General features: G+C 64.5%; 21 protein-coding genes. 7 read left to right on the forward strand and 14 right to left on the reverse strand.

Annotated elements, in window-relative coordinates; translation table 11 throughout:
• Positions 1 to 19 precede the first annotated feature (19 nt).
• Positions 20 to 1,879 carry a ferrous iron transporter B gene (gene feoB, locus ACO550_RS30655; protein ID WP_315596257.1) on the forward strand — a complete coding sequence of 620 codons (1,860 nt, stop codon included), beginning with the start codon at positions 20 to 22 and terminating at the stop codon, positions 1,877 to 1,879.
• 40 nt (positions 1,880 to 1,919) lie between these two features.
• On the forward strand, positions 1,920 to 2,240 hold the full coding sequence (locus ACO550_RS30660) for a DUF6587 family protein (RefSeq protein ID WP_315596256.1): 321 nt from the start codon (positions 1,920 to 1,922) through the stop codon (positions 2,238 to 2,240).
• A 298-nt stretch (positions 2,241 to 2,538) separates the two neighbouring features.
• Here the strand turns inward: ACO550_RS30660 and ACO550_RS30665 are convergent, their stop codons facing one another.
• The gene (locus ACO550_RS30665) at positions 2,539 to 3,906 is read right to left on the reverse strand and encodes a hypothetical protein (RefSeq protein ID WP_315596255.1); all 1,368 of its coding nucleotides are present in this window, start codon (positions 3,904 to 3,906) and stop codon (positions 2,539 to 2,541) included.
• Positions 3,907 to 4,466: 560 nt separating this feature from the next.
• Here ACO550_RS30665 and leuA point away from each other — a divergent pair.
• Positions 4,467 to 6,155, forward strand: a complete 1,689-nt coding sequence (gene leuA, locus ACO550_RS30670) for a 2-isopropylmalate synthase (protein WP_315596294.1) — start codon at positions 4,467 to 4,469, stop codon at positions 6,153 to 6,155.
• Between the two features lie 372 nt (positions 6,156 to 6,527).
• Complete coding sequence (locus ACO550_RS30675) at positions 6,528 to 7,133, forward strand: OmpW/AlkL family protein (RefSeq protein ID WP_315596254.1); 606 nt, start codon at positions 6,528 to 6,530, stop codon at positions 7,131 to 7,133.
• Between the two features lie 183 nt (positions 7,134 to 7,316).
• Here ACO550_RS30675 and ACO550_RS30680 read toward each other — a convergent pair whose 3' ends face one another.
• A complete protein-coding gene (locus ACO550_RS30680; RefSeq protein ID WP_315596253.1) occupies positions 7,317 to 8,807 on the reverse strand; it encodes an AMP nucleosidase in 1,491 nt (496 codons plus the stop codon).
• Positions 8,808 to 9,056: 249 nt separating this feature from the next.
• On the opposite strand from ACO550_RS30680, the gene ACO550_RS30685 reads away from it, so the two are divergent.
• Entirely contained in the window at positions 9,057 to 9,446 is a 390-nt protein-coding gene (locus ACO550_RS30685; RefSeq protein ID WP_315596252.1) for a GNAT family N-acetyltransferase, read from the forward strand.
• A gap of 21 nt (positions 9,447 to 9,467) precedes the next feature.
• Here the strand turns inward: ACO550_RS30685 and ACO550_RS30690 are convergent, their stop codons facing one another.
• Entirely contained in the window at positions 9,468 to 10,208 is a 741-nt protein-coding gene (locus ACO550_RS30690) for an NADPH-dependent F420 reductase (RefSeq protein ID WP_315596251.1), read from the reverse strand.
• A gap of 233 nt (positions 10,209 to 10,441) precedes the next feature.
• Here ACO550_RS30690 and ACO550_RS30695 point away from each other — a divergent pair, with 233 nt between their 5' ends.
• Positions 10,442 to 12,466 carry a ParB-like protein gene (locus ACO550_RS30695; RefSeq protein WP_315596250.1) on the forward strand — a complete coding sequence of 675 codons (2,025 nt, stop codon included), beginning with the start codon at positions 10,442 to 10,444 and terminating at the stop codon, positions 12,464 to 12,466.
• Positions 12,467 to 12,584: 118 nt separating this feature from the next.
• Here ACO550_RS30695 and ACO550_RS30700 read toward each other — a convergent pair whose 3' ends face one another.
• Genes ACO550_RS30700 through ACO550_RS30710 form a run of 3 tightly spaced genes read right to left on the reverse strand, consistent with a single transcriptional unit; the run spans position 12,585 to position 15,330 of the window.
• Entirely contained in the window at positions 12,585 to 13,562 is a 978-nt protein-coding gene (locus ACO550_RS30700; RefSeq protein WP_315596249.1) for a tripartite tricarboxylate transporter substrate-binding protein, read from the reverse strand.
• Between the two features lie 43 nt (positions 13,563 to 13,605).
• Positions 13,606 to 13,956, reverse strand: coding sequence for an AtuA-related protein (locus ACO550_RS30705; protein ID WP_315596248.1), 351 nt, complete (start codon positions 13,954 to 13,956; stop codon positions 13,606 to 13,608).
• 12 nt (positions 13,957 to 13,968) lie between these two features.
• Positions 13,969 to 15,330 carry an acyclic terpene utilization AtuA family protein gene (locus ACO550_RS30710; protein WP_315596247.1) on the reverse strand — a complete coding sequence of 454 codons (1,362 nt, stop codon included), beginning with the start codon at positions 15,328 to 15,330 and terminating at the stop codon, positions 13,969 to 13,971.
• A gap of 136 nt (positions 15,331 to 15,466) precedes the next feature.
• Here ACO550_RS30710 and ACO550_RS30715 point away from each other — a divergent pair, with 136 nt between their 5' ends.
• Complete coding sequence (locus ACO550_RS30715; RefSeq protein WP_315596246.1) at positions 15,467 to 16,408, forward strand: LysR family transcriptional regulator; 942 nt, start codon at positions 15,467 to 15,469, stop codon at positions 16,406 to 16,408.
• Here ACO550_RS30715 and ACO550_RS30720 read toward each other — a convergent pair.
• The 8 genes from ACO550_RS30720 to ACO550_RS30755 form a co-directional block, all read right to left on the reverse strand.
• Complete coding sequence (locus tag ACO550_RS30720; RefSeq protein ID WP_315596245.1) at positions 16,399 to 17,178, reverse strand: SDR family oxidoreductase; 780 nt, start codon at positions 17,176 to 17,178, stop codon at positions 16,399 to 16,401. The genes ACO550_RS30715 and ACO550_RS30720 overlap by 10 nt on opposite strands.
• 48 nt (positions 17,179 to 17,226) lie before the next feature.
• The gene (locus ACO550_RS30725; protein ID WP_315596244.1) at positions 17,227 to 18,366 is read right to left on the reverse strand and encodes an ABC transporter substrate-binding protein; all 1,140 of its coding nucleotides are present in this window, start codon (positions 18,364 to 18,366) and stop codon (positions 17,227 to 17,229) included.
• Positions 18,367 to 18,674: 308 nt separating this feature from the next.
• On the reverse strand, positions 18,675 to 19,187 hold the full coding sequence (locus ACO550_RS30730) for a DUF1269 domain-containing protein (RefSeq protein ID WP_315596243.1): 513 nt from the start codon (positions 19,185 to 19,187) through the stop codon (positions 18,675 to 18,677).
• Between the two features lie 165 nt (positions 19,188 to 19,352).
• Entirely contained in the window at positions 19,353 to 20,798 is a 1,446-nt protein-coding gene (locus ACO550_RS30735) for an acetate kinase (protein WP_315596242.1), read from the reverse strand.
• A 72-nt stretch (positions 20,799 to 20,870) separates the two neighbouring features.
• Positions 20,871 to 22,073, reverse strand: a complete 1,203-nt coding sequence (locus ACO550_RS30740; RefSeq protein WP_315596241.1) for a hypothetical protein — start codon at positions 22,071 to 22,073, stop codon at positions 20,871 to 20,873.
• Positions 22,074 to 22,086: 13 nt separating this feature from the next.
• The gene (locus ACO550_RS30745; RefSeq protein ID WP_315596240.1) at positions 22,087 to 22,785 is read right to left on the reverse strand and encodes a cysteine peptidase family C39 domain-containing protein; all 699 of its coding nucleotides are present in this window, start codon (positions 22,783 to 22,785) and stop codon (positions 22,087 to 22,089) included.
• Complete coding sequence (locus tag ACO550_RS30750; RefSeq protein ID WP_315596239.1) at positions 22,782 to 23,225, reverse strand: hypothetical protein; 444 nt, start codon at positions 23,223 to 23,225, stop codon at positions 22,782 to 22,784. Before ACO550_RS30750 ends, ACO550_RS30745 begins: the two co-directional genes overlap by 4 nt.
• A gap of 176 nt (positions 23,226 to 23,401) precedes the next feature.
• Complete coding sequence (locus ACO550_RS30755; protein ID WP_315596238.1) at positions 23,402 to 24,934, reverse strand: hypothetical protein; 1,533 nt, start codon at positions 24,932 to 24,934, stop codon at positions 23,402 to 23,404.
• Between the last annotated feature and the right edge of the window lie 362 nt (positions 24,935 to 25,296).

A 25,296-nucleotide genomic window follows, 5' to 3' on the forward strand; every position in this document is an offset into this window, starting at 1 on the left:
CCAGCACCCAAGACCCATCATGTCAGTTGCCCAGAATGCCTCAGCCTTGCGCATTGCGCTGGTAGGCAACCCCAATTGCGGCAAGACCGCGCTGTTCAACCGCCTGACCGGCAGCCGCCAGAAGGTAGCCAACTACGCCGGCGTAACAGTCGAGCGCAAGGAAGGCCAGTTTACGTCGCCGGCCGGGCGTACGGTGCGCATCCTTGACCTGCCCGGCGCATACAGCCTGCATTCGGCCAGCCTCGACGAAGCCATCACGCGCGAGGTCTGCATGGGCCAGCGCCCCGGCGAAGCGCGCCCGGACCTGCTGGTATCGGTGGTGGATGCCACCAACCTGCGCCTGCACCTGCGCTTCGTGCTGGAACTGCGCCGCCTGGGCCTGCCGATGGTGGTGGTGCTCAACATGAGCGATGCCGCCGCGCGCCGCGGTATCGTGATCGATCGCGACGCCCTTTCCCGGGCATTGGGTGTACCCGTGGTGCAGACCGTGGCGGTCAAGCGCGACGGCGCCGCGGCACTGGTCCGGCTGTTCGACGAAACATTGCCGCCCGCGCCGCCGGCGCAGCCGATCGACAGCGTGTCGGAACTCGATACCCACGCCGAGGTGAAGCGTCTGCTCGAGGCGGCAGTGACGATGCCCACGCGCACCGCGCGTTTCGACGATGCGGTGGACCGCGTCGTGCTGCACCCGGTATTCGGCCTGGTAATCCTGGCCGTGCTGCTGTTCTTCATGTTCCAGGCCGTGTTCTCGTGGGCCGCACCGATGATGGATGGCATCGAAGGCGGCGTGCACTGGATCGGCGAATGGATGGGCACGTTGTTGCCCGACGGCATGCTCAAAAGCCTGCTGGTCGACGGCCTGATTGCCGGCCTGGGCAGCGTGATCGTGTTCCTGCCGCAGATCCTGATCCTGTTCCTGTTCATCCTGACGCTCGAGGAATCGGGCTATCTGCCGCGCGCGGCGTTCCTGCTGGACCGCCTGATGATGGGCGCCGGGCTGTCGGGACGATCGTTCATTCCACTGCTGTCCAGCTTTGCCTGCGCGATCCCCGGCATCATGGCCACGCGCACGATCCAGGACCCGCGTGACCGCCTAACGACGATCCTCGTGGCGCCGCTGATGACCTGCTCGGCACGCCTGCCGGTCTATGCACTGCTGATCGGCGCGTTCATTCCCGAGCGCACCGTGGCTGGATTGTTCAATCTGCAGGGTCTGGTGCTGTTCGCGCTGTATGTGGCCGGCATTCTCAGCGCGCTGCTGGTGGCCTACGTGCTCAAGTGGTTCCGCCGCGACCGCACCGATCATCCGTTGCTGATGGAGCTGCCGTCGTACCGCGTGCCGAATCCGCGCGATATCGCCATCGGCCTGTGGGAGCGGGCGCGTATCTTCCTGTCGCGCGTGGGCAAGGTGATCCTGACGCTGACCGTGCTGTTGTGGTTCCTGGCTACGTTCCCGTCGCCGCCGGAAGGCGCGACCATGCCACCGATCGACTACAGCTTCGCCGGCATGATCGGGCGCGGTCTTGAGCATGTGTTTGCGCCAATCGGTTTCAACTGGCAGATCTGTATTGCGCTGGTGCCGGGCCTGGCCGCACGCGAAGTGGCGGTTGGCGCGCTGGCCACGGTGTATGCCCTGTCGGGCAGCGACGATGTGGTGGCAGTGCAACTGGCCCCGATGATCGCCGCGCAATGGTCGCTGGCCACCGCGCTGTCGCTGCTGGCCTGGTATGTATTCGCGCCGCAGTGCATTTCCACGCTGGCCGTGATCCGTCGCGAGACCAACTCCTGGAAGGTAATGGCCGCCTCGGCCGCCTACCTGACAGGCCTGGCCTATCTTGCCTCGTTCATCACGTATCGCGTGGCATTGATGTTCAGCTGATTTCGCGGAAACTGCTCCATCGTTATCCAGTCAAACGGCCATGACGCTCTACCACGCCCTTGAAACCCTGCTGGTTCCGCTGATCGTGCTGGCCTGTGCCGTGCACGTGGCGGGACGCTACATGCCCCGCACGCGCGAGCGTGTGAAGGCGAGCCTGGCGGCAATGCTTGGGGGCACATCGGCCAGCGGTTGGCGTGGATGGCTGGCAAAGCGCCTGGAGCCCAGCCAGGCTGCAGGTTGCGCCAGCGGATGCGAGACCAATAGCGGTTGCGGGACCTGCGGGTCGAATACCTCGGCCCCTACAGGTACTGATGGCAAGCAGGACAACGAACAGGTCATCCACTTCGTACGCAAGTCCTGAATTACACGGCAGACAAGGCAAAACGAAGGCAAAACGGCGATCCCAGGGGATCGCCGTTTTGCTTTTGGAGCGAAGGAATCGGGTACGCAGAAACGGGTACGCTTTACCTTTTGATACTGCCGGTTCGCTCCCCTCTCCCGCGCGCGGGAGAGGGTCGAGGGAGAGGGCAGGCAGCTCAAATTGCCTCATATCGGCAAGCAGAACCGCCCTCCCTCACCCCCAGCCCCTCGCCCATTTCATGGGAGAGGGGAGCCTGTCTACCGCATTTCAAACCTTCGCAGAAACGGGTACGCCCCGCTTACTGCGCTGTGCCTGGGATCGTCAGCGACACGGGCATGGCTTCCGTTCCGGCGGTGCATGTCACCGTCACCAGGAACGGGCCTGAGCCGGTTGGCTTCACGGTCACGGAATTGTCCGTGATCGTCGGCAGGAGCATTACCGGGCCGCTGGTGACCGACCAGTTCCACGTGCCATTGCACTTCGTGATGCCCTCGTCGATCCCGCTGTGCATGATGTGCGCGGCAATCGGAACGCCACTGCTCGGCACCACCAGCGGGTTCGGGCCGTCGTAGACCAGTGCCCAGGTCGGTTGCTCGGTCACGAACAACATTGCGCGCGGCTTGGCGGTCAGGGTCAGGCTGCTGGCCATCTCGGACAACACGCTCTGCAATGGCGTGGTCATGTTGGGACGGCTGGTGCTGACGGTCGTGACACGCGTGCTCGAGTTGGGCTGCACCGCCAGCGACGGCGACGTGGTCATATAGGTCCACAGGCCGGTGAAATCCGCCGTCGTATCGCTTTCATCGTTACGCAGCACGCGCGAGTCGTAAGTTTGCGGATAGCCGTTGAGAACGTTGAGCGCGTTGATCTGCTTGCCGAACTGCGACAGCACCAGGCGGTAGGTCAACACGCTGTTCTTGAACACCGACACCAGGAATGCGCCGGTCAGCGTATTGCCATCGGGCGCGGTCACCTGCACGGTCACTACCGACTGCGCAGCGGTATCGCTGGTGTTCACGCCACGCAGCGTGCCCACGTTGGCCACGCCGGTAACCTGTACCGCCGAGGTGCTGCTGCGCCATGTCCATGCGGTTCCTGACGACGAACGATCCGCGCCATCGCTGTCGATCAGCGACGCCGTTACCGGCAAGACCTGGCCATCGGTCATCGACAGCACCGGATATGGCAACGCCAGGCTATAGGTCCGGACGCCGGGCGCCACCACGGTGATGGTCGCGGCGACTTGCGGCAGGGTCGTGGTGACATTGTTGGCACCGGTCACCGTGGCCACCACGCTGATCGTTGCCGTACCGGTTCCCACGCCAGTCACTACCGCACTGCCCGGGATCGTGCCATTGGCCACGGCCGCCACGGAAGTGCCGGAGCTCGACCAGACAAAGGACGTTGAGCCGGTCACATCGTTGCCAAGGTCATCGACTACCGATGCCACCAGCGACAGTGACCCGCCGATGCTGACCTGGCCCGAGGTCCGGTTCATGACCAGCGTATAGGACTTGGCAACTGTTGTGCTGCCACCTCCCGCGCCGCCGGTGTCGGTCGGCGAGGTACTTGCCGTACCCGAACTGCCACCCCCACCGCCGCAAGCTGCCATCAGCATTGCCGTCGCCATGCAGGCGAGCCAGCGTGTCCACGAGCGCGTACGCATGATTTGTCCCCTTCGTAGTTATGGTCCTTACCCCGTGCTACTCAGACTAGGCGCGATGTGCACCGCGATGTACCAGCCAGAGGACTGAGCGGGACCCAACATTTCGGGATGAGGTCATCCGTTCGGGGTAAGGCATCGGCGTGCGGCGCCCCACATTGCCGGAGGGATTCGGACGAGGCAGTCTCGGCGTCCACGGTTGACGTCATGCGGCGTTTTGCACTACGCTGCTGATTCTTGTCCGCTACGAGCGGCTAGGATCCACCTCAGTACCAACTGAACTTAATGCACGCAGCCGCCTTCAACCTCCGCCACGCCGCCGATGCCTCGCGCATCGATGCCGCCGTGCGCGCGTGCGTTGCCGGCCTGTCGTCGCGCCGCGCCCTGAGCGCTTCCTCGCTACTGCTAAGCCTAACGATCGGTTGCCGGGTCTAGCGCCCCGTGGCAGTTCGGCAGCCTTTCGCCACAACCCTTTTCTGATTTTCGAAACGCGCGCAAGACAACTTGCAGAATGCGGCGTTTCCTGACACTTCCTGAGCGAGGAAGGAGAGATTCCCATGCCCATGTTGCGCAACCCCTCCGCCAAGTATCGTCCCGCAACCGTTGTGGATTTGCCCGATCGCCGTTGGCCCTCATGCCGGATCGCGCGTGCGCCGCGCTGGATGAGCACCGACCTGCGCGATGGCAACCAGGCGTTGATCGAACCGATGAACAGCGCGCGCAAGCTGCAGTTTTTCGAGCAACTGGTAAAGATCGGCCTCAAGGAAATCGAGGTCGCATTCCCGTCGGCATCGCAAACCGATTTCGATTTCGTGCGCATGCTGATCGAGGAAGACCGCATTCCCGACGATGTCACCATCGTGGTACTGACGCAGGCGCGCGAAGACCTGATCCGCCGTACGGTGGAATCCGTGCGTGGTGCCAGACGCGCCACCGTGCACCTCTACAATCCGATCGCGCCGGCCTGGCGCCGGATCGTGTTCAATGCATCGCGTGAGGAGATCAAGGAGGTAGCGGTAGCGGGTACGCGCCTGATTCGCGAGTTGACCGACGCCATGCCGGAAACGGCCTGGTCCTACGAGTACTCGCCCGAAACCTTCAGCCTGGCCGAACTCGACTTTTCGCTCGAGGTATCGGACGCCGTGTCCGCGGTGTGGCAACCCGACGCAAAGCGGCCGATGATCCTGAACCTGCCGACCACGGTGGAATGCAGCACGCCCAATATCTTTGCCGACCAGATCGAATGGATGCACCGCCATCTGGCGCGTCGTGAACACATCGTGCTGTCGGTCCACCCGCACAACGACCGCGGCACGGCCGTGGCAGCCGCCGAACTGGCCGTGATGGCGGGCGCCGATCGCGTGGAAGGCTGCCTGTTCGGCAATGGCGAGCGCACCGGCAATGTCGACCTGGTCACGCTGGCGCTCAATCTCTATACGCAAGGCGTGGATCCGGAGCTCGATTTCTCCGATATCGATGAAGTCCGCCAGTGCGTGGAGCATTGCAACCAGTTGCCCGTGCACCCGCGTCATCCCTATGTTGGCGATCTTGTCTTCACCGCGTTCTCGGGTTCGCACCAGGACGCCATCCGCAAGGGCTTCGCCCAGCAGAAGCCGGATGCGATCTGGGAAGTGCCCTACCTTCCGATCGATCCCGCGGACCTGGGCCGCAGCTACGACGCGGTAATCCGCGTCAACAGCCAGTCGGGCAAGGGTGGCATGGCATACCTGCTGGAGCAGGTGCATGGCATCTTCATGCCGCGCCGCCTGCAGATCGAATTCAGCCGTTCGGTGCAGGTGATGACCGACGAAACCGGTCTTGAAGCCAGCGCCGAGGATCTTTACGCATTGTTCCGGCGTGAATATCTCGATGCCGAAGGGCCGCTGCGCTACGTCTCGCACCGCATGGTGTCAACCAGCGACAGCACGGTGGAAATCGAGATCGAGATGACGCGCGATGGGCAGCCCGTGCGGGTGCGTGGCGCCGGCAACGGTCCGATCGATGCCACGGTCGACGCCTTCGCGCGCGGCCTGGGCCTTGCGGTGCGCGTGATGGACTACCACGAACACGCCATGACTACCGGTGCCAATGCCAACGCGGCCTGCTATGTGGAAGTGCGAGTGGGCGATTCGCCGACCGGTTTTGGCGCGGGCGTGGATGCCAGCATCGTCACGGCGTCGCTGAAAGCGGTGGTATCTGGTGTCAACCGCCATGTACACGTACGGGCCGACGCCGAGGCCAGGGCAGCCTGAGATCGTACGTAGCTAATCGCACGCAGTAGAAAAACGGTGTGCCCTGCCCCCACAGGGCACACCTGGAAAGACGTCCTCGCGGACGCCCACGACATGCGCGGTGCACAACCACGTGTGCACAGCCTACGGGGGGCGCCATTCGCGCGCCACGAATAAATCCGCATGTGGATAGAAGCCACGGCGCGCAGGGGCTGTCGCGCATTGACGACGCCGTTGCGCCAAAAGCGTGTCGCCTGCACCTCACTTGTCTTGCATCAAGGTTAGGTATCCCTGCGCGGGACACACTGGTCGCACTTTTTCGATGTTTAGTGCTTGACCAACATGACCACTTCAAACAATCCCCGCCGCAACCCCCTCGCTTCCGCCGTCTGCATGGCGCTCGCCGCCGCCACGATTGGCACCCTTTCCGCGCCGGCATTTGCCGCCGACGACGCGCAAGGCAACTGGATGGTCCGCCTGCGCGGTACCTACATGGACATGGCCAACAAGTCCGACCCGATTGGCGGGGCCGGTGCGTCGGACCGCATCCATGTCAACAACAAGTGGATTCCGGAGCTGGACGTCACGTACTTCATCGTGCCGCATATCGCGGCCGAACTGGTGCTGACCATTCCGCAGAAGCAGGACGTAAGCCTCGATGGCGCGAAGATCGGTACGTTCAAGCATCTGCCGCCGACCCTGCTGCTGCAATACCATTTCCTGCCGAATGGCACGTTCCGCCCATACGTGGGCGCCGGTGTCAACGTGACGCGCATCTATGGCGCGGACATTGCCGGCAATACGCTGAGCCTCGATAACTGGAGCGTGGGCCCTGCCCTGCAGATCGGCATGGACTACAAGCTCAACAAGAACTGGTTCCTGAACGTCGACGCCAAGAAGCTGTGGATTTCCAGCAACGTTTACGCTGGCGGCGCCAAGGTCTCGACGGTCAACCTTGATCCTTGGCTGTTCAGTGCGGGGGTGGGATATCGCTTCTAAACCGCCGGACGAACTCGGGGCGTGGGTGGTTTGACCACCAACACCGCAAGCCACGCCCAAGTGGAATCAGAAGGTAGTGTCTCGGCTCTCTCTCCCCTCATGGGGAGAGAGTGGGAGAGAGGGGTGGTACAGCAGGGAACCACACAAAGCGAAGCTGCTGGAGGGGAGCGAACCCTTGGTACGCTAGCGGAATGCCGGTTCGTCGAAGCTGCGTAGCTTGCGGGAGTGCAACTGCTCGACGCCGTTCTCGCGCAGGATGCGGATAGCTTCCAGACCGATCGTCATATGCTGGCTTACGCGCTGGCGATAGAACGCGTTGGCCATGCCGCGCAATTTCAGTTCGCCATGCAGCGGCTTGTCCGACACGCACAGCAAGGTGCCATACGGTACGCGTAGCCGGAAACCATTGGCGGCCACTGCCGCGCTTTCCATATCGATTGCAATCGCACGTGACTGGTTGAAGCGCGCGTACAGCGCCTTCGATTTCAGCTCCCAGTTACGGTCATCGGTCGAGACCACGGTACCGGTGCGCATGCGCGTCTTCATCTCCGTGCCCGACAAACCCGTCACACGTGCCACTGCTTCCTGCAGTGCCACCTGGATTTCCGCAATCGGGGGCACCGGCACCCACGGCGGCAAGTCGTGGTCCAGCACGTGGTCGTCACGTACATACGCGTGCGCCAGCACGTAGTCGCCAAGCTGTTGTGAGCGACGCAGGCCACCGCAATGCCCCACCATCAGCCAGCAGTGCGGCCGCAGCACGGCCAGATGGTCGGTCATGGTCTTGGCGTTGGACGGTCCGACACCAATGTTCACCAGCGTGACGCCAAGCCCGTCTTCGCGCACAAGGTGATAGGCCGGCATCTGCGGCAGCGCGCGCGGACGCGAGGCGTCATCGGGCTCGGCCTCGCCAAGCTGCTGCACGATATCGCCCGGCTCGACAAAGCGCACATAGCCGTCGCCACCATCACCTGACATGAGATTGCGACCCAGCGTGACGAACTCGTCGACATAGCGTTGATAGTTCGTAAACAATACAAAGCGCTGGAAGTGGTGTGGTGCGGTGCCCGTGTAGTGATAGAGCCGCTGCAGCGCCAGGTCCACGCGTTCGGCAGAGAACAGCGAGAGCGGCCAGGCCTCACCGGGCGTGGGCTCATAGGTGCCGTTGGCAATCGAGTCGTCGATGCGGCTCAGTTCGGGCAATACAAACGATGCTTCGAGCTCGCGGGCCTGGGTATAGCTGATGTCCGTGGTCGAAGCCTCGATGACAAACGGCAGCGGAATCGGCCGGCGCGACAGGCCCACCACCACCGGCACGCGGTGATAGCGCATCAGGCGCTCGATCTGGTCACGATAGTAGTCGCACAGCAGGTCGGGACGCGTCACCGTGGTGCCGTACACACCCGGATATGCAACGGTGCCCCAGGATGGCCGGCTGTCGGTCACCATGGTTTCGAGATTGACCGAGATGCCAAGGTACGGATAGCACGCGTGTGCGGCGGACGGCAGAGGTTTGCCTTTGGCAAACGCATCGAAGCGTGCACGCACCGCAGCCACGGAGCTGTCGTAAATTTCGCGAATTCGCGCGAGCGCGCTGTCGGCATCGCTGAACTCTGCGAGCTGATCAGCCGGATGAGCGGAAGAGAAGATCGGTGCGTTCATGGCAACCATCATACCGCCAGCTTTGGCCATGCGACAGGCAAATGCCCATCCGGCATGCACGACATGCGTGTGGGTACGAACGCTCGCATATTCCAGACAAAGTTGTTTGACGTCGCCGCATTGGCTTCGCTACACTCTGTCGCCAAAATGCGCGGCATTGACGCGGTTCACGCGCAAGCCGTGGCGCAAGCGCCCCTGCGCCCCCCACTTCGGGAGGGGCTGCACACATGCGCACCGCTTTTCAGGCTGGAGGAATCGTCGATGGAAATCCGTAACCCGTTGCCCGCTGAGATCGAGGCAGCCAGGCTGCTGCTGGTTGCCAACGGTTGGGAACAACGGGTCGGCAATCCCGAACGGTTTGCCCAGCTGATTGCCAACTCCCAGCGCGTGGCGGTGGCCATCGAGAACGGCGAGGTCATCGGCTTCGCGCGCGCGCTCTGCGACGATATCTCGAACGGCTATATCTCGATGGTGGCCGTGGCCCCCCAGCATCGCCGTCGCGGCATCGGGCGTGCACTGTTGCGACACGTCATGGGCAACGATCCGGACATTACGTGGGTCCTGCGCGCGGCGCGCTCATCCGAAGCCGCATTCTTCGGCCAGCTCGGCTTTACGCCTTCGATGGTGGCCATGGAGTGGCGCCGGCGCTAGGCAGCGCCCACGCGTCCACGTTCACTGCGCCATGGCGCGCCGGAATTCTTCGGCGCTGCCCACCTGATGGAACAGCTTGCCACCCGGCGCAAAGCGATCGGCGCTGGAAAGTCCACCCACCACCACCGGATCGAAACCCGCATCGCGCACCAGCGCGGCGGCCACCGACAGCGCCTCGGCATCGTTGCCGGCCAGCGGCACCGCCATCAACGCACCCTTGCGATGACTTTCGCGCGCAAAGTCCCCCGCGCTCGTGAAGTTGAATACCCGGACGATACGTGCGCCGCGCAGGTATTTCGCCGTGGTCACGCCGATACCGTTGGCCTTGACCTCCTCGACGATAGCGCCATCGCGCGGTGACACCGCATTGGTGGCATCGAGCACGATCTTGCCCTGCCAGTTGTTCTGTTGTCCCACCTCGGGTACGGCGCCGTAAGGCACCGCCAGCAACAGCACATCGGCAAAAGCCACGGCCTGGGCCACGGTGCCGGCCTGGGCCAGGCGACCGAGCCCGTCGGTCAGGGATTTCAGTTCCTCGGGATGGCGCGAGGAAAACATCACCGGATGACCGGCCTTGACCCACAGCCCGCCAATGGTGCCGCCAATGCGGCCCGAGCCAATCACACCGATCTTCGCCTTGGTCGCACCACGTGCTGGCTGCGCCGTGGCGTGATCGGCCACGACCGCCAGCAACATCGACCAGCCGCCCGTTATCAACAGCCTGCGCCGCCCGCGCAGCGTGCCTTGCCTTGTCTGGGCCATCTTGGTCTCCGGTGACGCCGATCCAGTCACTCTAGGCGAAAACCTGTCGCCCCGACGTGGCAGGCTGTCACAGGACCGTCATACCCGCTACCTAGACTGGCGCGCGGCCACGTGCCGCACACGGCGCACGCCGGCCGTCACAACCGCAGTCACAACGAATAAAAGGGAAAGACATGGGAAGCAGGTCGAGGAAGCCTGGGCACTGGGTACGACGAGGCGCCAGCACGGCAGCAATGCTGGTACTGGCCACCGTGGCAATGACCGCCTGTGGCGGCGGCGATGACGGCAGTACGTCAGGCGCCGGCGGTGGCAACACCGGCACCACGCCGACCGCAGTCCAGCCGCTGGCGGGCGGCGCGCTCTATGTGGGCGCGGTGAGCTTCGGCGATACGGTTTCGGTCGAACTCGACAAGCCGGCGGCCGGACAGTTGACGCTGCGCTTCCTTGACTCGCGCTACGGCCTGGCCGGTACGCTGACCGGCCAGTACACGGTCGATGGCAATACCTATCGCGTATCGAAGCTGGCCGCCTCGGGCAGCGATGTACCGGCGGCACTGGCGGCGGCAGCGGCATCGATCACATTCAGCTTCACGATCGACGATGGCCTGCTGTCCGGCGCACTGGGACAGGTACCCAACGTTGCCGCAGGTAACGGCGCGCTGTTGCAAGGCTATGTTTCGGCCGCCAACAAGGGCGCCCAGCTGGCCGACATCGCCGGCACCTACAGCTATCTGCGCCAGGCCGGCGACACCGCCACGGCGGGCCAGCTCAACATCCAGGCCGACGGCACCGTGCGCGTGTGCGCTGGCCAGGGCTACAGCGCGGCATGCACGGGCGGCCAGACCGGCCAGCTCAGCGCGGATGCCGACCAGTCGCGCTATCCGGGTGCCTATGCGCTGACGCTCGCGGGCAGCAAGGTGGGGCGTCTGTTCGTGGGCAAGCAGCAAGGCAATGTGGCGCTGTTCGTCGACGAAACCGGCGCCAACGCCAGCGCCGCCACCGGCAACTGGGTGGTGCGTTCCGCCACGCCGTTGGCCACCAACGCCGTGGATGGAGACTGGCTCTGTGCCGAACCCGAACTCGACGAGGCCAACGCGCTGACCGGCCGTACGCGTCGCAATATCGTCTCGGTCGCCGGCAACACGCTGGCCGCCGACAACATTCCCGTGGATGTGGCGTTGGCCTACAACACAGCCGCCAGCGTCGCCGCCAACGGCCTGATCTCGGGCAACTGGCAGGAAACGGTCGCCGAACAACCGAAAACCGGTGCAATGACCTGGCTGCCGGTCAGCACCAGGCTGGCCTACCAGTTGCGCCAGGTGCCGGGTACCCAACGCATGTTGCCGGCCGTCTGCGCGCCGTTGCCCGCGCCAACGCCAATCGCGACCTACCTGTCGGCCAAGGCCAACGACATCATCCTGGTCACGCTGGCCGACCTGCGCCCGACCCAGCCCGCGATTGGCCGCGACCAGATCTACTACAAGCTGGGCCGTTACGCGGCGGATCCGGTCAAGCGCTTCGACGATGTCTGCGAGGCCAATGGCCAGAGCAAGACCAGCACGTCCGATGCCAACTCGCGTATCGACACCCTGGCCTCGTTCACGTGCACCAAGACCGTCGGCAACAAGCCCGCGGACATGAAGACGCTGGTGGTAGGCCCCTATGGCGAGCCGTACCTGACCGATGGCCACCACACGTTCACCTCGCTGTGGGAAGCGGTTTCCGGCGGGTCGCAAAGCAAGGTCTATGTGCGCGTGCAAGACAACCTGTCGACCCTGAACCGCGCCACGTTCTTCCGCACGCTGCGCGAGCGCAAGCTGATCTGGTCGAAGGATGGTGACAACCGGCTGTCGTATCCGGCCGACCTGCCGCGCGCGCTGGGCCTGAACAACGGCCTGGGCAACGACCCGTACCGCGCGCTGGTCTACTTCACGCGCGATATCGGCTACCAGCAACTGGCCGATGCGACCGAGTTCACCGAGTTCTACTGGGGTGACTGGCTGCGCAAGAAGGTGGACGTGAGCAAGTACGACCTCAACAGCGTCGAAAGCTACCTGTCCGCAGTCCGCGCCGCGGCAACGGCCATGGTCGCGCTGGCACCCACCGACGTGGTCAGCAATGGCAAGACCGCCGCCGCGCTGGGCCGCCTCGCTACGTTCAACGAAACGGAGTTCACGGCGTTGTCACAGCCGCTGGGAACCGCCAAGCCCGGCAAGCTGCCGTATGCGGTGGACTACCGGACCAAGCTGAAACAGTAACGCGCGGCCAACGCCTGGCGACAGGACAAAAAAGCCCGCCAGTCCCATGACTGGCGGGCTTTTTCATTGGGGGCGTGGCAAAAGCGTACCCGTTTCTGCGTACCCGATTTACGCCGTCCTACTCCGGCTGGATACCCGCTGACTTGATGATGCGTCCCCACTTGTCCGATTCCTGGGCCTGGAATTTGGCCAGTTCGGACGGCGTGCTCGTGAACACGTCAGTGCCGGTCGACTTGTAGAACGTCGATGCCGTATCGCTCTTCGCTGCCTTCACCAGGATCTGGTTGAGCTTGTTCACCACGGCCGGCGGCGTACCGGCCGGCGCGTAGGCGGCGAACCAGTAGCTCATCTCGTAGCCCTTCACACCGGCTTCGTCGATGGTCGGCACGTCCGGCGCCAGCGGCGAGCGCGCCTTGCCGGAGACCCCGAGCGCGCGCAACTTGCCGGTCTTCACTTGCGGCAGACCGGTCGCGGTGTCGGTGATCATCATCTGGATCTGGTTGCCGAGCAGGTCGGTAATGGCCAGCGGATTGCTCTTGTACGGCACGTGCAGCAACTGGACATGCGCCATCTGCTGGAACAGCTCGCCTGCAATGCGCGACGACGAGCTGCCGCTGCCGAAGCTGAGCTTGCCCGGCTCCTTCTTGGCCAGCGCGATGAATTCGCCCACGGTCTTGGCCGGAACCTGCGGATTGACCACCATGATCTGGCCGCCGCGACCCAGCGCGGTCAGCGGCGTGTAGTCCTTGACCGGGTCATACGGCAGCTTCTTGAACAGATGCTCGTTGGCGGCGTGCGTGGTGTTGGTCGTGATCAGCACCGTGTAGCCGTCCGGCGCGGCCTTGGCCACGTCACTGGCGGCGATAAAGCCATTGGCGCCGGGCTTGTTGTCGACCACCACCGTGACCTTGCTGTCGATCGTCATGGCCTGGCCCACCGCGCGCGCCAGCTGGTCCGTGGCACTGCCTGCGGCGAACGGCACGACAAAGCGAACCGGCTTGTCGGGATACTCGGCCCATGCGCTGCCGGCGGGCAGGGCCAGGCTCGCGAACATGGCAAGGGCAGCGACGGCCAGCGGCCTGCGAATTCCGTACATCTGTGTCTCCTCTAATCGTTTTGACATTGGGACGGCTCGGCAATCATGAGGCGCCGCCGGCGAGCCGCGGCGGCAGGGGGATGTTCAGTCCCAGCAGCAGGAACGCCAGCGCCTTGCCGTGGGTATCGAGATTCAGGGCATCGTTGACGCCACCATCGAGCACGCCATCGATCACGAAATTCATGGCCTGGATCGACGGCACGACGTAGCGTTTCACGGCCTTGGGCTGGCGCGCCACGAACAGCGCGCGCACCGCTTCCTCGGTGACATGCGTCACCAGGTGATCGAAATCGCGCGTGTCATAGGCAATCACGCTGATATTGGAGCGATCGCCCTTGTCGCCGGTGCGGCCATGGGCAAACTGGTAGAGCGGCGCGGATTGGGTAGTGGTCATGGCGGGCTCCGGTCAGGCAATGAACGAATGGGCTGCGGCCACGGCTTCGCGTGGTACCAGGCAGGACGTTGCATTGAGCCGCGTGCGCAGCCCCGTACGCACCCCGCCGCCACCGGCCGGGCCGCAGGTATAGAGTGCATTGACCTCGCGCAGCAATGCCTGCGCCACGGCCTTGTCCTCGTGCGCCAGGGCCGCACGCATGCGCACATCGCGCGCCTCGGCCTCGTGCGGCTGTGGCGCGGCCAGCATCGTGCCGCCATCGTCGGCGAATACGCTCAGCACGCCGATCAGGTCGAAGCGGATCGGCACCTCATGCCCCAGGCCCTGCATGCGCTTGCGCACGATATCGGCAGCCAGCCGCGCACGCGCGGCGGCATTGGGCCCTGCATACGAGATCTCGCCTTCGGCAAACCAGCCGCCCTGGTGGAACAGGTTGGCCTTCAGCTGCGCGGGTCGGGCATGTCCGCGGATACCGCGCACGGCCACGCGGTCGGGGCCAAGCTGCGTGACCGTTACCTGGCCGATGTCGGCCACCACGTCGGGCGTCAGGTAGGCGCACGGATCATGGACTTCATAGAGCAGTTGTTCCTTGACGGTGCGCAGGTCCACGCAGCCGCCCGTATTGGCCGCCTTGAAGATCTCGATGCCACCGTCCGCGTCGAGCTGCGCAATCGGAAAGCCCACGGCATGTACGTCGGGCACGTCCTTCATGCCGGGATCCGCAAAATAGCCGCCGCTGACCTGCGCGCCGCATTCGAGCAGGTGGCCTGCCATCGTGGCCGCAGCGAGCCGGTTCCAGTCGTCCCAGGCCCAGCCGAAATGCGCCATCGCGGGCCCCACGGCCAGCGCCGGGTCGGCCACGCGGCCGCACACTACCACCTGCGCACCGTCGCGCAATGCATCGGCAATACCCTGCGCGCCGATGTACGCGTTGGCGCAAACGAAGCGTGCTTCGGGAAACGCATCGCCGACGATGCCGCGCAGCAGTGCACGGCCGGCGTCGTGCGAGAGGTCATCGCCCTCCACCACCGCCACGCGCGGCGCCGGCAGACCGAGTTCCGACGCCAGTGCAATGATGCGGCGCGCCGCGGCGCGCGGATTGGCAGCGCCGAAGTTGCCGATGATGGGGATCCGGTTGGCCAGGCACAGCCCCAGCACGGGCGTCAGCAACAGGTCCAGCAATGGCTCGTAGCCCTGTTCAGGATTCTCGCGGCGTGCCAGTTGCGCCAGTGCCAGCGTGCGCTCGGCCAGCGTTTCGAAGATCAGCGCGGCGGGCGCGCCGGAAGCGATCAGCGTACGCACCACGGGCAAGGCGGCGTCGGTACGGTCGCCAGAGAATCCGGCGCCGGATCCGATCAGCAGGGGAGCAGTCATGGGCGTTCGCGCTTATCAGGTTGGAGTGGCAGCGGTTTCATTCTAGGCTTATGCCTATATCTTATAAAACAGATTATTTGGATTAATCTATCGGTCTCGTGGATAAATTCGGCTGCTCAGGCCGACCGCCCTCGCCATGCTCTCGAACCTGTCGGTCAAGCACTTGCGCGCCTTCGTGGCGCTGGCCACCCACCGCAATTTCACGCGTGCGGCACAGGCGTGCCACCTGTCGCAATCGGCATTCAGCACGCTGATCCAGACGCTGGAAGACCAGGCGGGCAGCCGGTTGTTCGAACGCACCACGCGCCATGTGGACCTGAGTGCCGACGGCCGCCGCTTCGAGGAAGTGGCGCGCCGGTTGCTGGCCGACTTCGAAACGGCCTTCGAAGACCTGCGCGACCACGCCGAACGTCGCAAGGGCCGTGTGGCGATTGCCGCGCTACCATCGCTGGCGGGCGGCGACCTGCCGCCGTTGCTGGCGGACTTTCACCGGCACTATCCGGGCATTTCGCTGGAGCTTCACGATCAACTCGCCGACGGCTGCATCGACATGGTCCGGCGCGGGCAGGCCGACTTCGCGCTGGCACCGGCCCCGGCGCAGGATACCGACCTGCGTATCGAACCGCTCGTGCACGACAACTTCCACCTGGTTTGTCCGGCCGATCATCCGCTGGCCGCGCGGCGTCGCATTGCGCCACAGGCACTGGCGGGGCTGCCATTCATCCAGCTATCGAGAACCAGCAGCGTGCGCCAGCACCTGGATGCGGCGCTGCATCCGCTCAGGTTGCATGGCGTGATGGAGGTAGAGCATCTGGCGACGGTGGCGGCGCTCGTCGAAGCTGGCCTGGGGGTCTCGGTGGTACCCGCGTTGGCACTGTTCCAGTTCCGCCGTGAAGGACTGGCGATCCGGCCGATGCAGATGCCATCGCTGGTGCGCGATATCTGCCTGGTGCGATTGAAGGAGCGCAGCGATTCCGCCGCGGCCGCGGCCATGATCGACTGCTTGCGCGCCCACTACGGCACGGGCGGTACTGGCGGCGCAGGCGGTACAGGCAAGCGCCAGGGCGCTCAGAAATGACCGAGGTATCCGCCGTCGACAGCCAGCACCTGTCCGCTGACATAGGACGCTGCCGGAGACGCCAGGAAGACCACCGCGCCAGCCACTTCGTCCGGCTGGCCCCAGCGGCCGAGTGACGTGCGGTTGCGCAGCCATTCCGCCACGGTGGCATCGTCGACCATGGCCTGGTTTGGCTCGGTGGCGAAATAACCCGGTGCGATGGCATTGACCGTGATGCCGTGCCGGCCCAGGTCGGCGGCCATGGCACGCGTCAGCGCATCGAGACCGCCCTTGGTGGCCGGATAGAGCACGTCGTTGGCACGCGCCACCTGCCCGGCAATCGAGGTCACATTGACGATGCGGCCATACTGACCCTGCTGCATGAGGCGGGCGGCATGGCGGCACAGCGCATAGGGCGCCACCAGATTGGTTTCGAGCATTGCGCGCAGGTCGTCGGCATCGAGCTGCGCCATGCCGTTGCGGTTACGCGCGCCGGCATTGTTGACGAGGATATCGAGCCGCCCGTGCTGCGCCGCAATCTCGCTGAAAGCATGCGTGACAGCGGCTTCGTCGACGATGTCGAGTACGAGTGCCGACGCACTGCCGCCGCGCGCCTGCAAATGCGCCACGGCATCGGCCACGCGTTGGGCGTTCCGCGCGCATAGGAGTACGTGCGCGCCGGCATCGGCCAGGCCGGTGGCAATCGCCAGGCCAAGGCCCTGCGCGCCGCCCGTTACCAGGGCCACGCGGCCGGCGAGCGAGAAAGGATGGGCTGCGGTAGAGGTCACCATGGCGGCACTATACCGCAGCGCCGCCTGACGACTTGACGTGTCAGTGGCTCAGCGGATGAGCTTGCCCGTGGACGAGACGATCGACATCTCCACGAACGACGAGCCCGTATGGCGGGCGGCGCTGTAGCTGATCAGGATGCCGCCGAGATCATAGTCGCGCAGGCTTTCCAGCGCGGCGACCAGCTTCTCGCGCGTGGGTTCGGCCCCGGCACGGCGCAGCCCTTCCACCAGTACCTTGGCCGACATGAAGCCTTCCATGCCCGCATTGCTGGGTTCCGCCTTCTGCGCCTTGGCCATGCTGCGATATTCGCTGGCAAGGCTCATCTGGCTCGAATTCATGCCCGGCACCACCTGCGTGATGATCAGGCCCTTGCCGTCCTCGCCCAGTTCCTTGATGAATGAATCGGCCGCGTTGTTCGACAGCGTGACGAACTGCGCCTGGCTGCCGGCCTTCTTCATCTCGCGGATGATCCTGGCGGCCTCGGAGCCCGATCCGATCACCATCACTGCCTGCGGGTTGGCCTTGTTGACACTGGCCACGCCCTGGCTGATATCGCCCATCGGCCGGTTGAACGATGCGGCACCGGCCGGCTGCACACCACGTGCCTGCAGGGCCGTATTGAAGCCTTCGAACACATCCTGGCCGAACCCGTCATTGGCGTAGAAGATGGCAATGCGGCTCATGCCCGATGTGGCCAGATGGTTGATCGCACGCGCCACTTCGTCCTGATACTTTGCCCGCACGTTGAACACATAGCGGTTCACGGGGCGATGCAAGGTGATCGCGCCGGTCAGTGGCGCAATCAGCGGAATCTTCTCCGCGCCGATCAGCGGCAGGATGCTTTCGTTCTGCGGTGTGCCGCGCACCATGAACAGCGCGAACACCTTGTCTTCGGCAATCAGCTTGCGCACATTGTCCGGTGTGCGTTTGGCGTCGAAGCCGTCGTCGTAGGTCAGCAGTTCGATGCGGCGGCCACCCACGCCACCGTTTGCATTCACGTGATTGAGATACACCTGGGCACCGGCGATCTGCTCCTTCACCGACCCCGCTACCGGGCCGCTGACGCCGGCCGACTGGCCGATGCGGATCGTGGACTTGGTGATGCCGGGCTCCGCTTGCGCCGCCATGGGCGCGACAAACCCCAGCGTGGCGGCAAGCATGCCGCACGCAAAGTATCTTGCATTCATTTGTTGACCCCTCCAGAAGCGCTGGCGTGATTGATTTTCTTGCCGCTGCTCGCCGCACGAGTGCACGCATCCTGAAGACGCGCCGCACGGCGGTCCTCGCAAAGTACCTCATCGGAGGTAATTGTTCAAATTCCGGGACAATTCTGCGGGGGGGACTGTTGCTGCGGCAGCACACCGGGCCTCGTTGGTCCGGTGATGGCCTGGTGTGGCCGCAGCATGGCGCACGAATTCACGTGCGCCGGATGCGCGCCGCATGGGCGCGTCGGGGGTAAAGCAGAAGCAGACTACGGTAAAGACCGTTGCGCTGCTCAGGGGAAAGCTGGCACGGCAGGATCAAGACCTGCGAAACGGGCTTCCGGATGGGCATTCTGCAGCAGCGTCTCGATTTCTTCCACGCGGCCACGCGGCACATCCACCATCAGCAGCAACCTGCCCGCCTCGAGATCCTTTTCGAAGGCACGCAGCCGGCTGTTGGGCGCCGAACTGCCGATCATGCTCGATGCCCATGCGCCGAATACCGCGCCAAGCACCGCGAGCACACCGACCAGGCCCCACTGCGGCGTATCGCTGACGATCGGGAACATCGCCACCACCACACCGGCCACGATGCCGACGCCACCGCCGACCATCAGGCCCATCTCGGCGGCATGCACGATATCCGATGTCTGGAACAGGTTTGCTTCATGCAAACCAGTCATGTCGGCCCCATCGCGACCCACGAAATGGATGTGGCTGTTCTCGATGCGAGCCAGCAACAGGTCGTCCATGGTACGGCGCGCGCTTGCCAGGTCGGGCAACAACCAGAAGATCCGTTTGCGCATGACTTGCCTCCTCTGTCAGGCCGCCCCGGTACATGGGTCATCCGTCTGGGACGGTTTCGTTCGTTCTACTCTCTCCGACAGCACAGTGCAAGGCACCGAACGGATGACTGCGAGGTGAGCTGCGTCGAAAGGATTTCGTGCATCACCTCGCACTGCATCATGGCGTCAGAATGTGATCGGCAGGCGCACCGTGACGGTCAGGTCAGGCGTGTCGCGCGTCAGACCGGCACCCACGGAAAGGTTGAGCGTGTAGCGGTTGTTGAAGCGATACGAATAGCCCACCAGCAGCGTGCCCTGCGTGATGCGCACCGAACCCGGAATGGTCTGCCCGTTCTGCTTGGTCGGCCAGATGATGCTCTGGTCGTAGCCGATACTGAACGACGCATGTTCGTTCAGGGACAGGCCCATGCCGAAGTTGAACTGGAAGATGTCTCCCGGCGATATCTTGCCCAGCGATTCCGTCTGGCCGTTGAGTACGGTGCGGCTGACGTTGTCGCGCGCAAAATTGTGCAGGTAGCTGAAGGTGCCGAAGAACACCGCAGGGTCGGTCGGCAGCAGCCATGTCACGCCCGGCTGGATGGCCTGGAAGCCGGTACCGGTAGGCATGCCCAGCGGCAGACCGGTGCCGGTTGTATTGCTCACGCAGCGCGTCACGCAATCGGTCACCACTTCGAACGGATCGCGCCCGGTGTTCGACTTGTAGCGCAACCAGCCGATGAAGTACGGCATCTTCTCGTTGCCGTAGTTGAGCTGGTAGCGCAGCGTGGCCTCCACGTCGCCGAGTCCGCTGCCGCTCGAATTGAACACGTTGTCGACCGCCGTGCCGGTGAAGACTTCGCGGCTGACGGTATCGCTGCTCGAATGCACATACGGAATCTTGGCTTCGATTTCGAGCCGCTTGGTAAGGCCGTACCGGAACGCCAACGCACCGATGTACGTGGAGGTCTTGACCTGCCGCACATCCACCAGTCCGATCAGGATGGCCGGAATCACCGTGTAGCCGACCAGCGCCACGCGATCGCTCGATGAGTAGCCGTACTGGAAGCTCGGCTCCACGATGATCTTGCCGGCCGGCGTCAGCACACCCGGCTGGTCGAAGATCGGTGCGATTTCAGGCGGGCGCGTATCGCGTTCGGGCGGCTTGCCTACCGGTTCCTCGATGCCAGCGGCCGACTCGCCCGGCTGCGCGGCCTGGTCCTGCTGCATGCCATCAGGTGGCGCGGCCACCGGCGCCTGCTGCGCCTGTACACCCTGCTGCGCGGTATTGTTGATCTGCGTGGCGCTGGCGCCCGCTCCGGCCGCCGCTGCGTTGGTGGCCGTGTTGCCCGGCGTCACGCCGCTGCCCACGCCCTGCCCGCCACGCTTGCGCGACAGCGTATCGGCATTCACGGTACTGCGCAGTTCGCGGATCGTGGCCTGCTGTTCCGCCAGCGCACGCTTCATCTCTTCGAGCTGTCGGGCCTGCGCCGCCAGCTCCTTCTGCAAGGCCTCCAGCCTGGCCGCGGCGGGTGGCCCCGCATCCGGCAATGTCTGGGCCTGTGCCACGCTGCCAAGCAGCAACATCGTCGAGCATCCGGCATAGCGGATGCCCTGCAGCGAACGCTTCTTCATGACGTCTTCCTCCCCCGGGGACGGCGGGCATCCTGCAGGGCCCGCACCTGTTCGTTCACGACTACACGCGACTTACCTCATTGCTGCGGACCTTTGCAGGACGCTGTTCAACGCTGTGTTTGCCATCTGTGAGCGGAACGCCGCCAGGGTGTTCACGCTTGCGTTGAGCGTCATCAGGCTCTGGATGTTCTGGTTGTTGAGGTTATTCTGGATGACCGTGCCGGGCATGTTCGATATCGCACCTACATTCGCTACATTGCCAGCGCCGTTCTGGATCACGGTCAGCAATCCGTTGGTCACCACCGTTCCGGCCGCATTGGCCACGGCCTGCCGCGCCATGCCTGCGGCACCTGCTGCCATGCCCGCCGCGCCGGTAGCCCCGGCGCTGGCGCTACTGCTGGCTGCCCCTGCCGCGCCCTGCGCCGTACTGGATGCGCCATTGGCCGATGCCGTAGCCGATTGCCCGGCCTGGCCAGCCGAGCCCTGCGCCGCCGCCGCGGCGGCCTGAGCCGACGCTACTGCCGCATTGGCCGCGTTGTTGGCCGCGCCAACCGCCACGGTGACTTGTCCCAGCGCCTGCGCGAGTTGCGTCGCCTGCGCCGCGGTGATGCTACTGATGTCGGGAATCGTGATGCTCGTGGAAACGGCCAGCGCACCATTGACGAACACGGCCCGGTCGATGCCGAACCCGATCTGCAATCCTCCCGCATCAAAACCGCCACGCGACTCTTCAAGCCGCGCCTGCGCGACCGGCTTCCACTTGGCCATATCCTTGCGTGCCGCGGCAACCGGCGCATCGGGAACGCTTACGGCCATGTTCATGGCGACCGCGAGCAGATCCTCGGAAGGGCGATGCTGGACCACGCTGGCCTTGTCGACCGGAACCACTCGCGCAGGCGCTTCGGCAACGGTTTTGACTGCAACGCGTTCGACCGGCGCGGGCTTGCTGACGGCAACCACCGCCACCGGAGGCAATTCGGCTACTGCTGAGACTGCGGGTACCACGGGTGCCGCGGGTGCTACGGCTGCTGCAGGCTGCGCCTCCACCAAGGTTGGCAGCTCCATGGCAACGGGTGCCATGGCCATGTCGATTGCGGTCGGGATCGCCACGCCGGCGCTTTCAATGGCTTCGGCGGTTTCTGTGGTCTCGCTGGCCAGTGCCTCTGTGCTGGCGTGCGCGTTGCCCGCGCACGCCAGGCCCGCACCCAGCAGCACCGCGGCGGTCGCTTGACCGGCGGTGCGCCTCGGCGCGGATGAAACGGTTGTCTGGACCATGATGTTCCTCAGATCAGAAATCAGAGGCGCCATGCTTGGGCATGACGGTGAAGAACAGACTGTCTCGCGGTACTCCCATGGAATAAGGGCCCGTTGGCGCCACACGCCAGTCCGAGGCCAGGTTGAAGCGCGCGCTTTCCGTGCGGTTGTGGATCACGAACAGCAGGCTGCTGTCCCAGATCTTCTCGAAATGTTCGCGCTCGAGTGCGCGCGTGCCGCGGGCCGGGTCGCCAATCAGGACACGATTGCCGCTGACGCCCTTGACCACGACGAAATGGTGATAGCCGTTCTCGACGATCAGCACGATTGCCGGGATCTTCGCTTCCTCGAGCTTCGACAGCGGCAATTCGTAGCCGTCGGCCTGGAAGCCGCGCGATTCCAGGAATCGCTTCATGTCGAGCAGCGAAAAGCCTTCGGCGCGGATCTTTTCCTGGTCGCCGTTGACGTACATGTTTGCGAATACCGTCTGCTCGGTGGTCGGAACGTTGTACTGGAAGGTCAGTAACGTCGCCACCGCCGCCGATCCGCAACTGAAGTCGTACTGTTGCCGGATCGTCGTGCGAAAGCGCGCCTCGCGCAGGCTCGTGACGGGCACGTAATACGAGTTGCCCTGGTCACCAGGGACACGGATCGTGTCGGCACGAACCTCGGCGGTGCCAGTCAGCACCGTGGCCACGCAGGCGGCCGCCAACAGCAGGCTGCGCATGATCATTTGAACTGGACGTTGAGGATGGTCGCGTTCTGTATCAAGACGTTGTTGCCCGAGTTCTGGATTACGGTCGGCAATCCCGAAGCGTTCGAGAAGGCCCCGTCCGAAACGATATTGCTGCCAGACAACGTATTGATGGCCGCGTTATCGGCAACCGTGCCATGCAACCGCATGTCGTTGACGACCAGTTCGGCTCCGCCACGCACGTCATCGAGACGGTTGGTCGCAACCGCTTTTGCCGCCGTGCCGAAAATGTTCAGTTTTGGACCGCTGTCCGGCGTTGCCGCCGAAGCGCTGCCCGTGGGTGTACCCGTTTCGCTAGTTATCACCGCGGCGGCCGTGGCGGATGCCTCGGTGCTTGGCGGCCCCGCAATGGCCTGCATGAACGGCCAGGCCAGGATCGCTGTCGACAATGCCACGACAGCTGGGCGATGCGATCGCATGGTGCGTCTCCCCTCGTGCTCCATGATGCGGCTCCCATCCGGGCCGCAACGTCGGACCTGCAGGTGTCTGGCAAGGCAGGGCCCGCGACACGCCGGGTGCCGACGCGCGCTGCCTTGCCAGATTCAACCTCGATGCAGCTGTTCCGCTCCGTGCGGAGCGGAACATTCACACCGACTTACTTGCCGACAGCCATGTTGGCCTGCACGTTGACACTTTGTTGCACCAGCGAAGACAAACCGCTGTTCTGGTTGGCGATCATGATGCCTGCGGCGGACTGGCCGACACTGGTCATCGTGTTGGACATGTTGAAGGTACCGGCATCGACGTAGTTGGTACCGCCAGCACCGCCAGCGCCGCCTACTGCACCATTGCCAGTGCCACCCGTGCCGCCCGTGCCTTGGCCGCCTACTGCACCTGCACCACCAGTACCGGACGCCGCGCCCACTGCTCCGGCGCCAGCCGTAGCACTGCCGTTGGATGCCGTGGTGGTCGAGCTGCCATTGGTGGCTGAACCGCCCGCACCGCCAGCACCAGCTACGCTGGTTTGCGCGCCGCCTGCGCCGCCGGTACCTGTACCAGCACCGCCAGTGGATGCCCCAGCCGTTGCCGTGCCAGCGCCGCCAGCACCACCAGTACCCGAACCTGCACCGGCCGTGGCCGTTGCCGTGCCGGATGCGCCTGCACCGCCGGCGCCGCCAGTTGCAGTGCCTGCACCGCCTACGCCAGTACCCGAGCCCGTGCCCGTGCCGCTGCCAGCCCCACCGGCGCCAGCCGTGGCTGTGCCTGTGCCGCCGTTACCTGGACCGCGTTCATTGGACGAGTTCGACGAGCTGCTGCTGCCGCCAGCGCCAAGGCCGCCGCCGAGGCCGGCGCCCAATGCGCTGCCACCGCTGCCACGGGCATAGCCGCCATCGCCACCAGAGCCGCCACGTGCGCCTGAAGCCGAGCTGCCGCCAGCACCCAGTGCCGAACCGCCGCGGCCGCCAGCGCCAAGGCTTGCGGACAATGCGCTGCCGCCACTGCCACGACCATTGCCGCCGTCGCCGCCATAGCCCGAAGCACTACCGCCACGACCGCCATTGCCGGCTTGTGCGCCGTCGTTGTAGGCCGAACCGGAAGTGGCGCTGCCGTTGGTGGCCGAGCCGCCATTGCCGCCATTGCCGCCATTGCCGCTGTTGCCGCCGTTGCCGCCATTGCCACCGCTGCCGCCGGTGCCATTGCCACCATAGCCATTGCCGCCCGCGCCGCCATTTGCGCCATTGGCGTTGCCGTTGTTCACGGCATAGTTGCCGATGTTATGGATGGCGTTGCCCGACACCGTGCCGCTGAGCTTGCTGACAGCGATTGCCCGGCTGCTGTTGAACGAGTTGGTGAAGTTCGCGGTAGCAGTGCTGCCATTGGCTGCCGCTGCGTTACCGTACCCGCTCATGTCCTGGTCGGTATGGTTCCTGGAGTTGGTGTTGGTGGACGTCCGCGTCGACGTCTTGGTCGACGTCAGTGTTGCGGTCTTGGTGGAGGAGTAGTAGCTGTTGTCCTGGTAGGCCTTTGAATTTTCGTTCGCGGAAGCCCCTGACCCTTGAGTTGACGTTGCCGTCGCGGTATTGCTGTTATTGCCGTTACCCTCATTTGTATTGGTCGGGTTCGCCATTGCCTGGCCAGCGAAGCCCAGGGCAATGCCTACTGCCGACGCGACTAATGTCTTTTTCATACGAAGCTCCCAGGAAGTTTGTACTGCGGCTCAGCCTCCGGCAGGCGCTCTCGAGAACATCGGCTGGAGGTTCGGGTCCGACACGAATGCCAGACCAGCCTCCCCTCGCGCATATTCGGTGCCAGCACTCGCGTGCCCGGATGTAATCCGTTGAAATACAAAGGCTCGCGGGGTAAAACGCAGGAACTTTTTCGGGGAAACGATGCCCTTGCCTGGCCTCCAGCCTGTGCTTGGCAGTAGACATGTCACAGGGCTGTGACACGGGTTGCGGCCGGTTGTCGGACGCGGTTGGCAGGGGCCCCGAAAAAGGGCCTGCATTCAATGAGTTAGCGCACACCCCCGAAATAACCCGCAGCGCGACG

This window comes from Cupriavidus sp. (assembly GCF_057315035.1).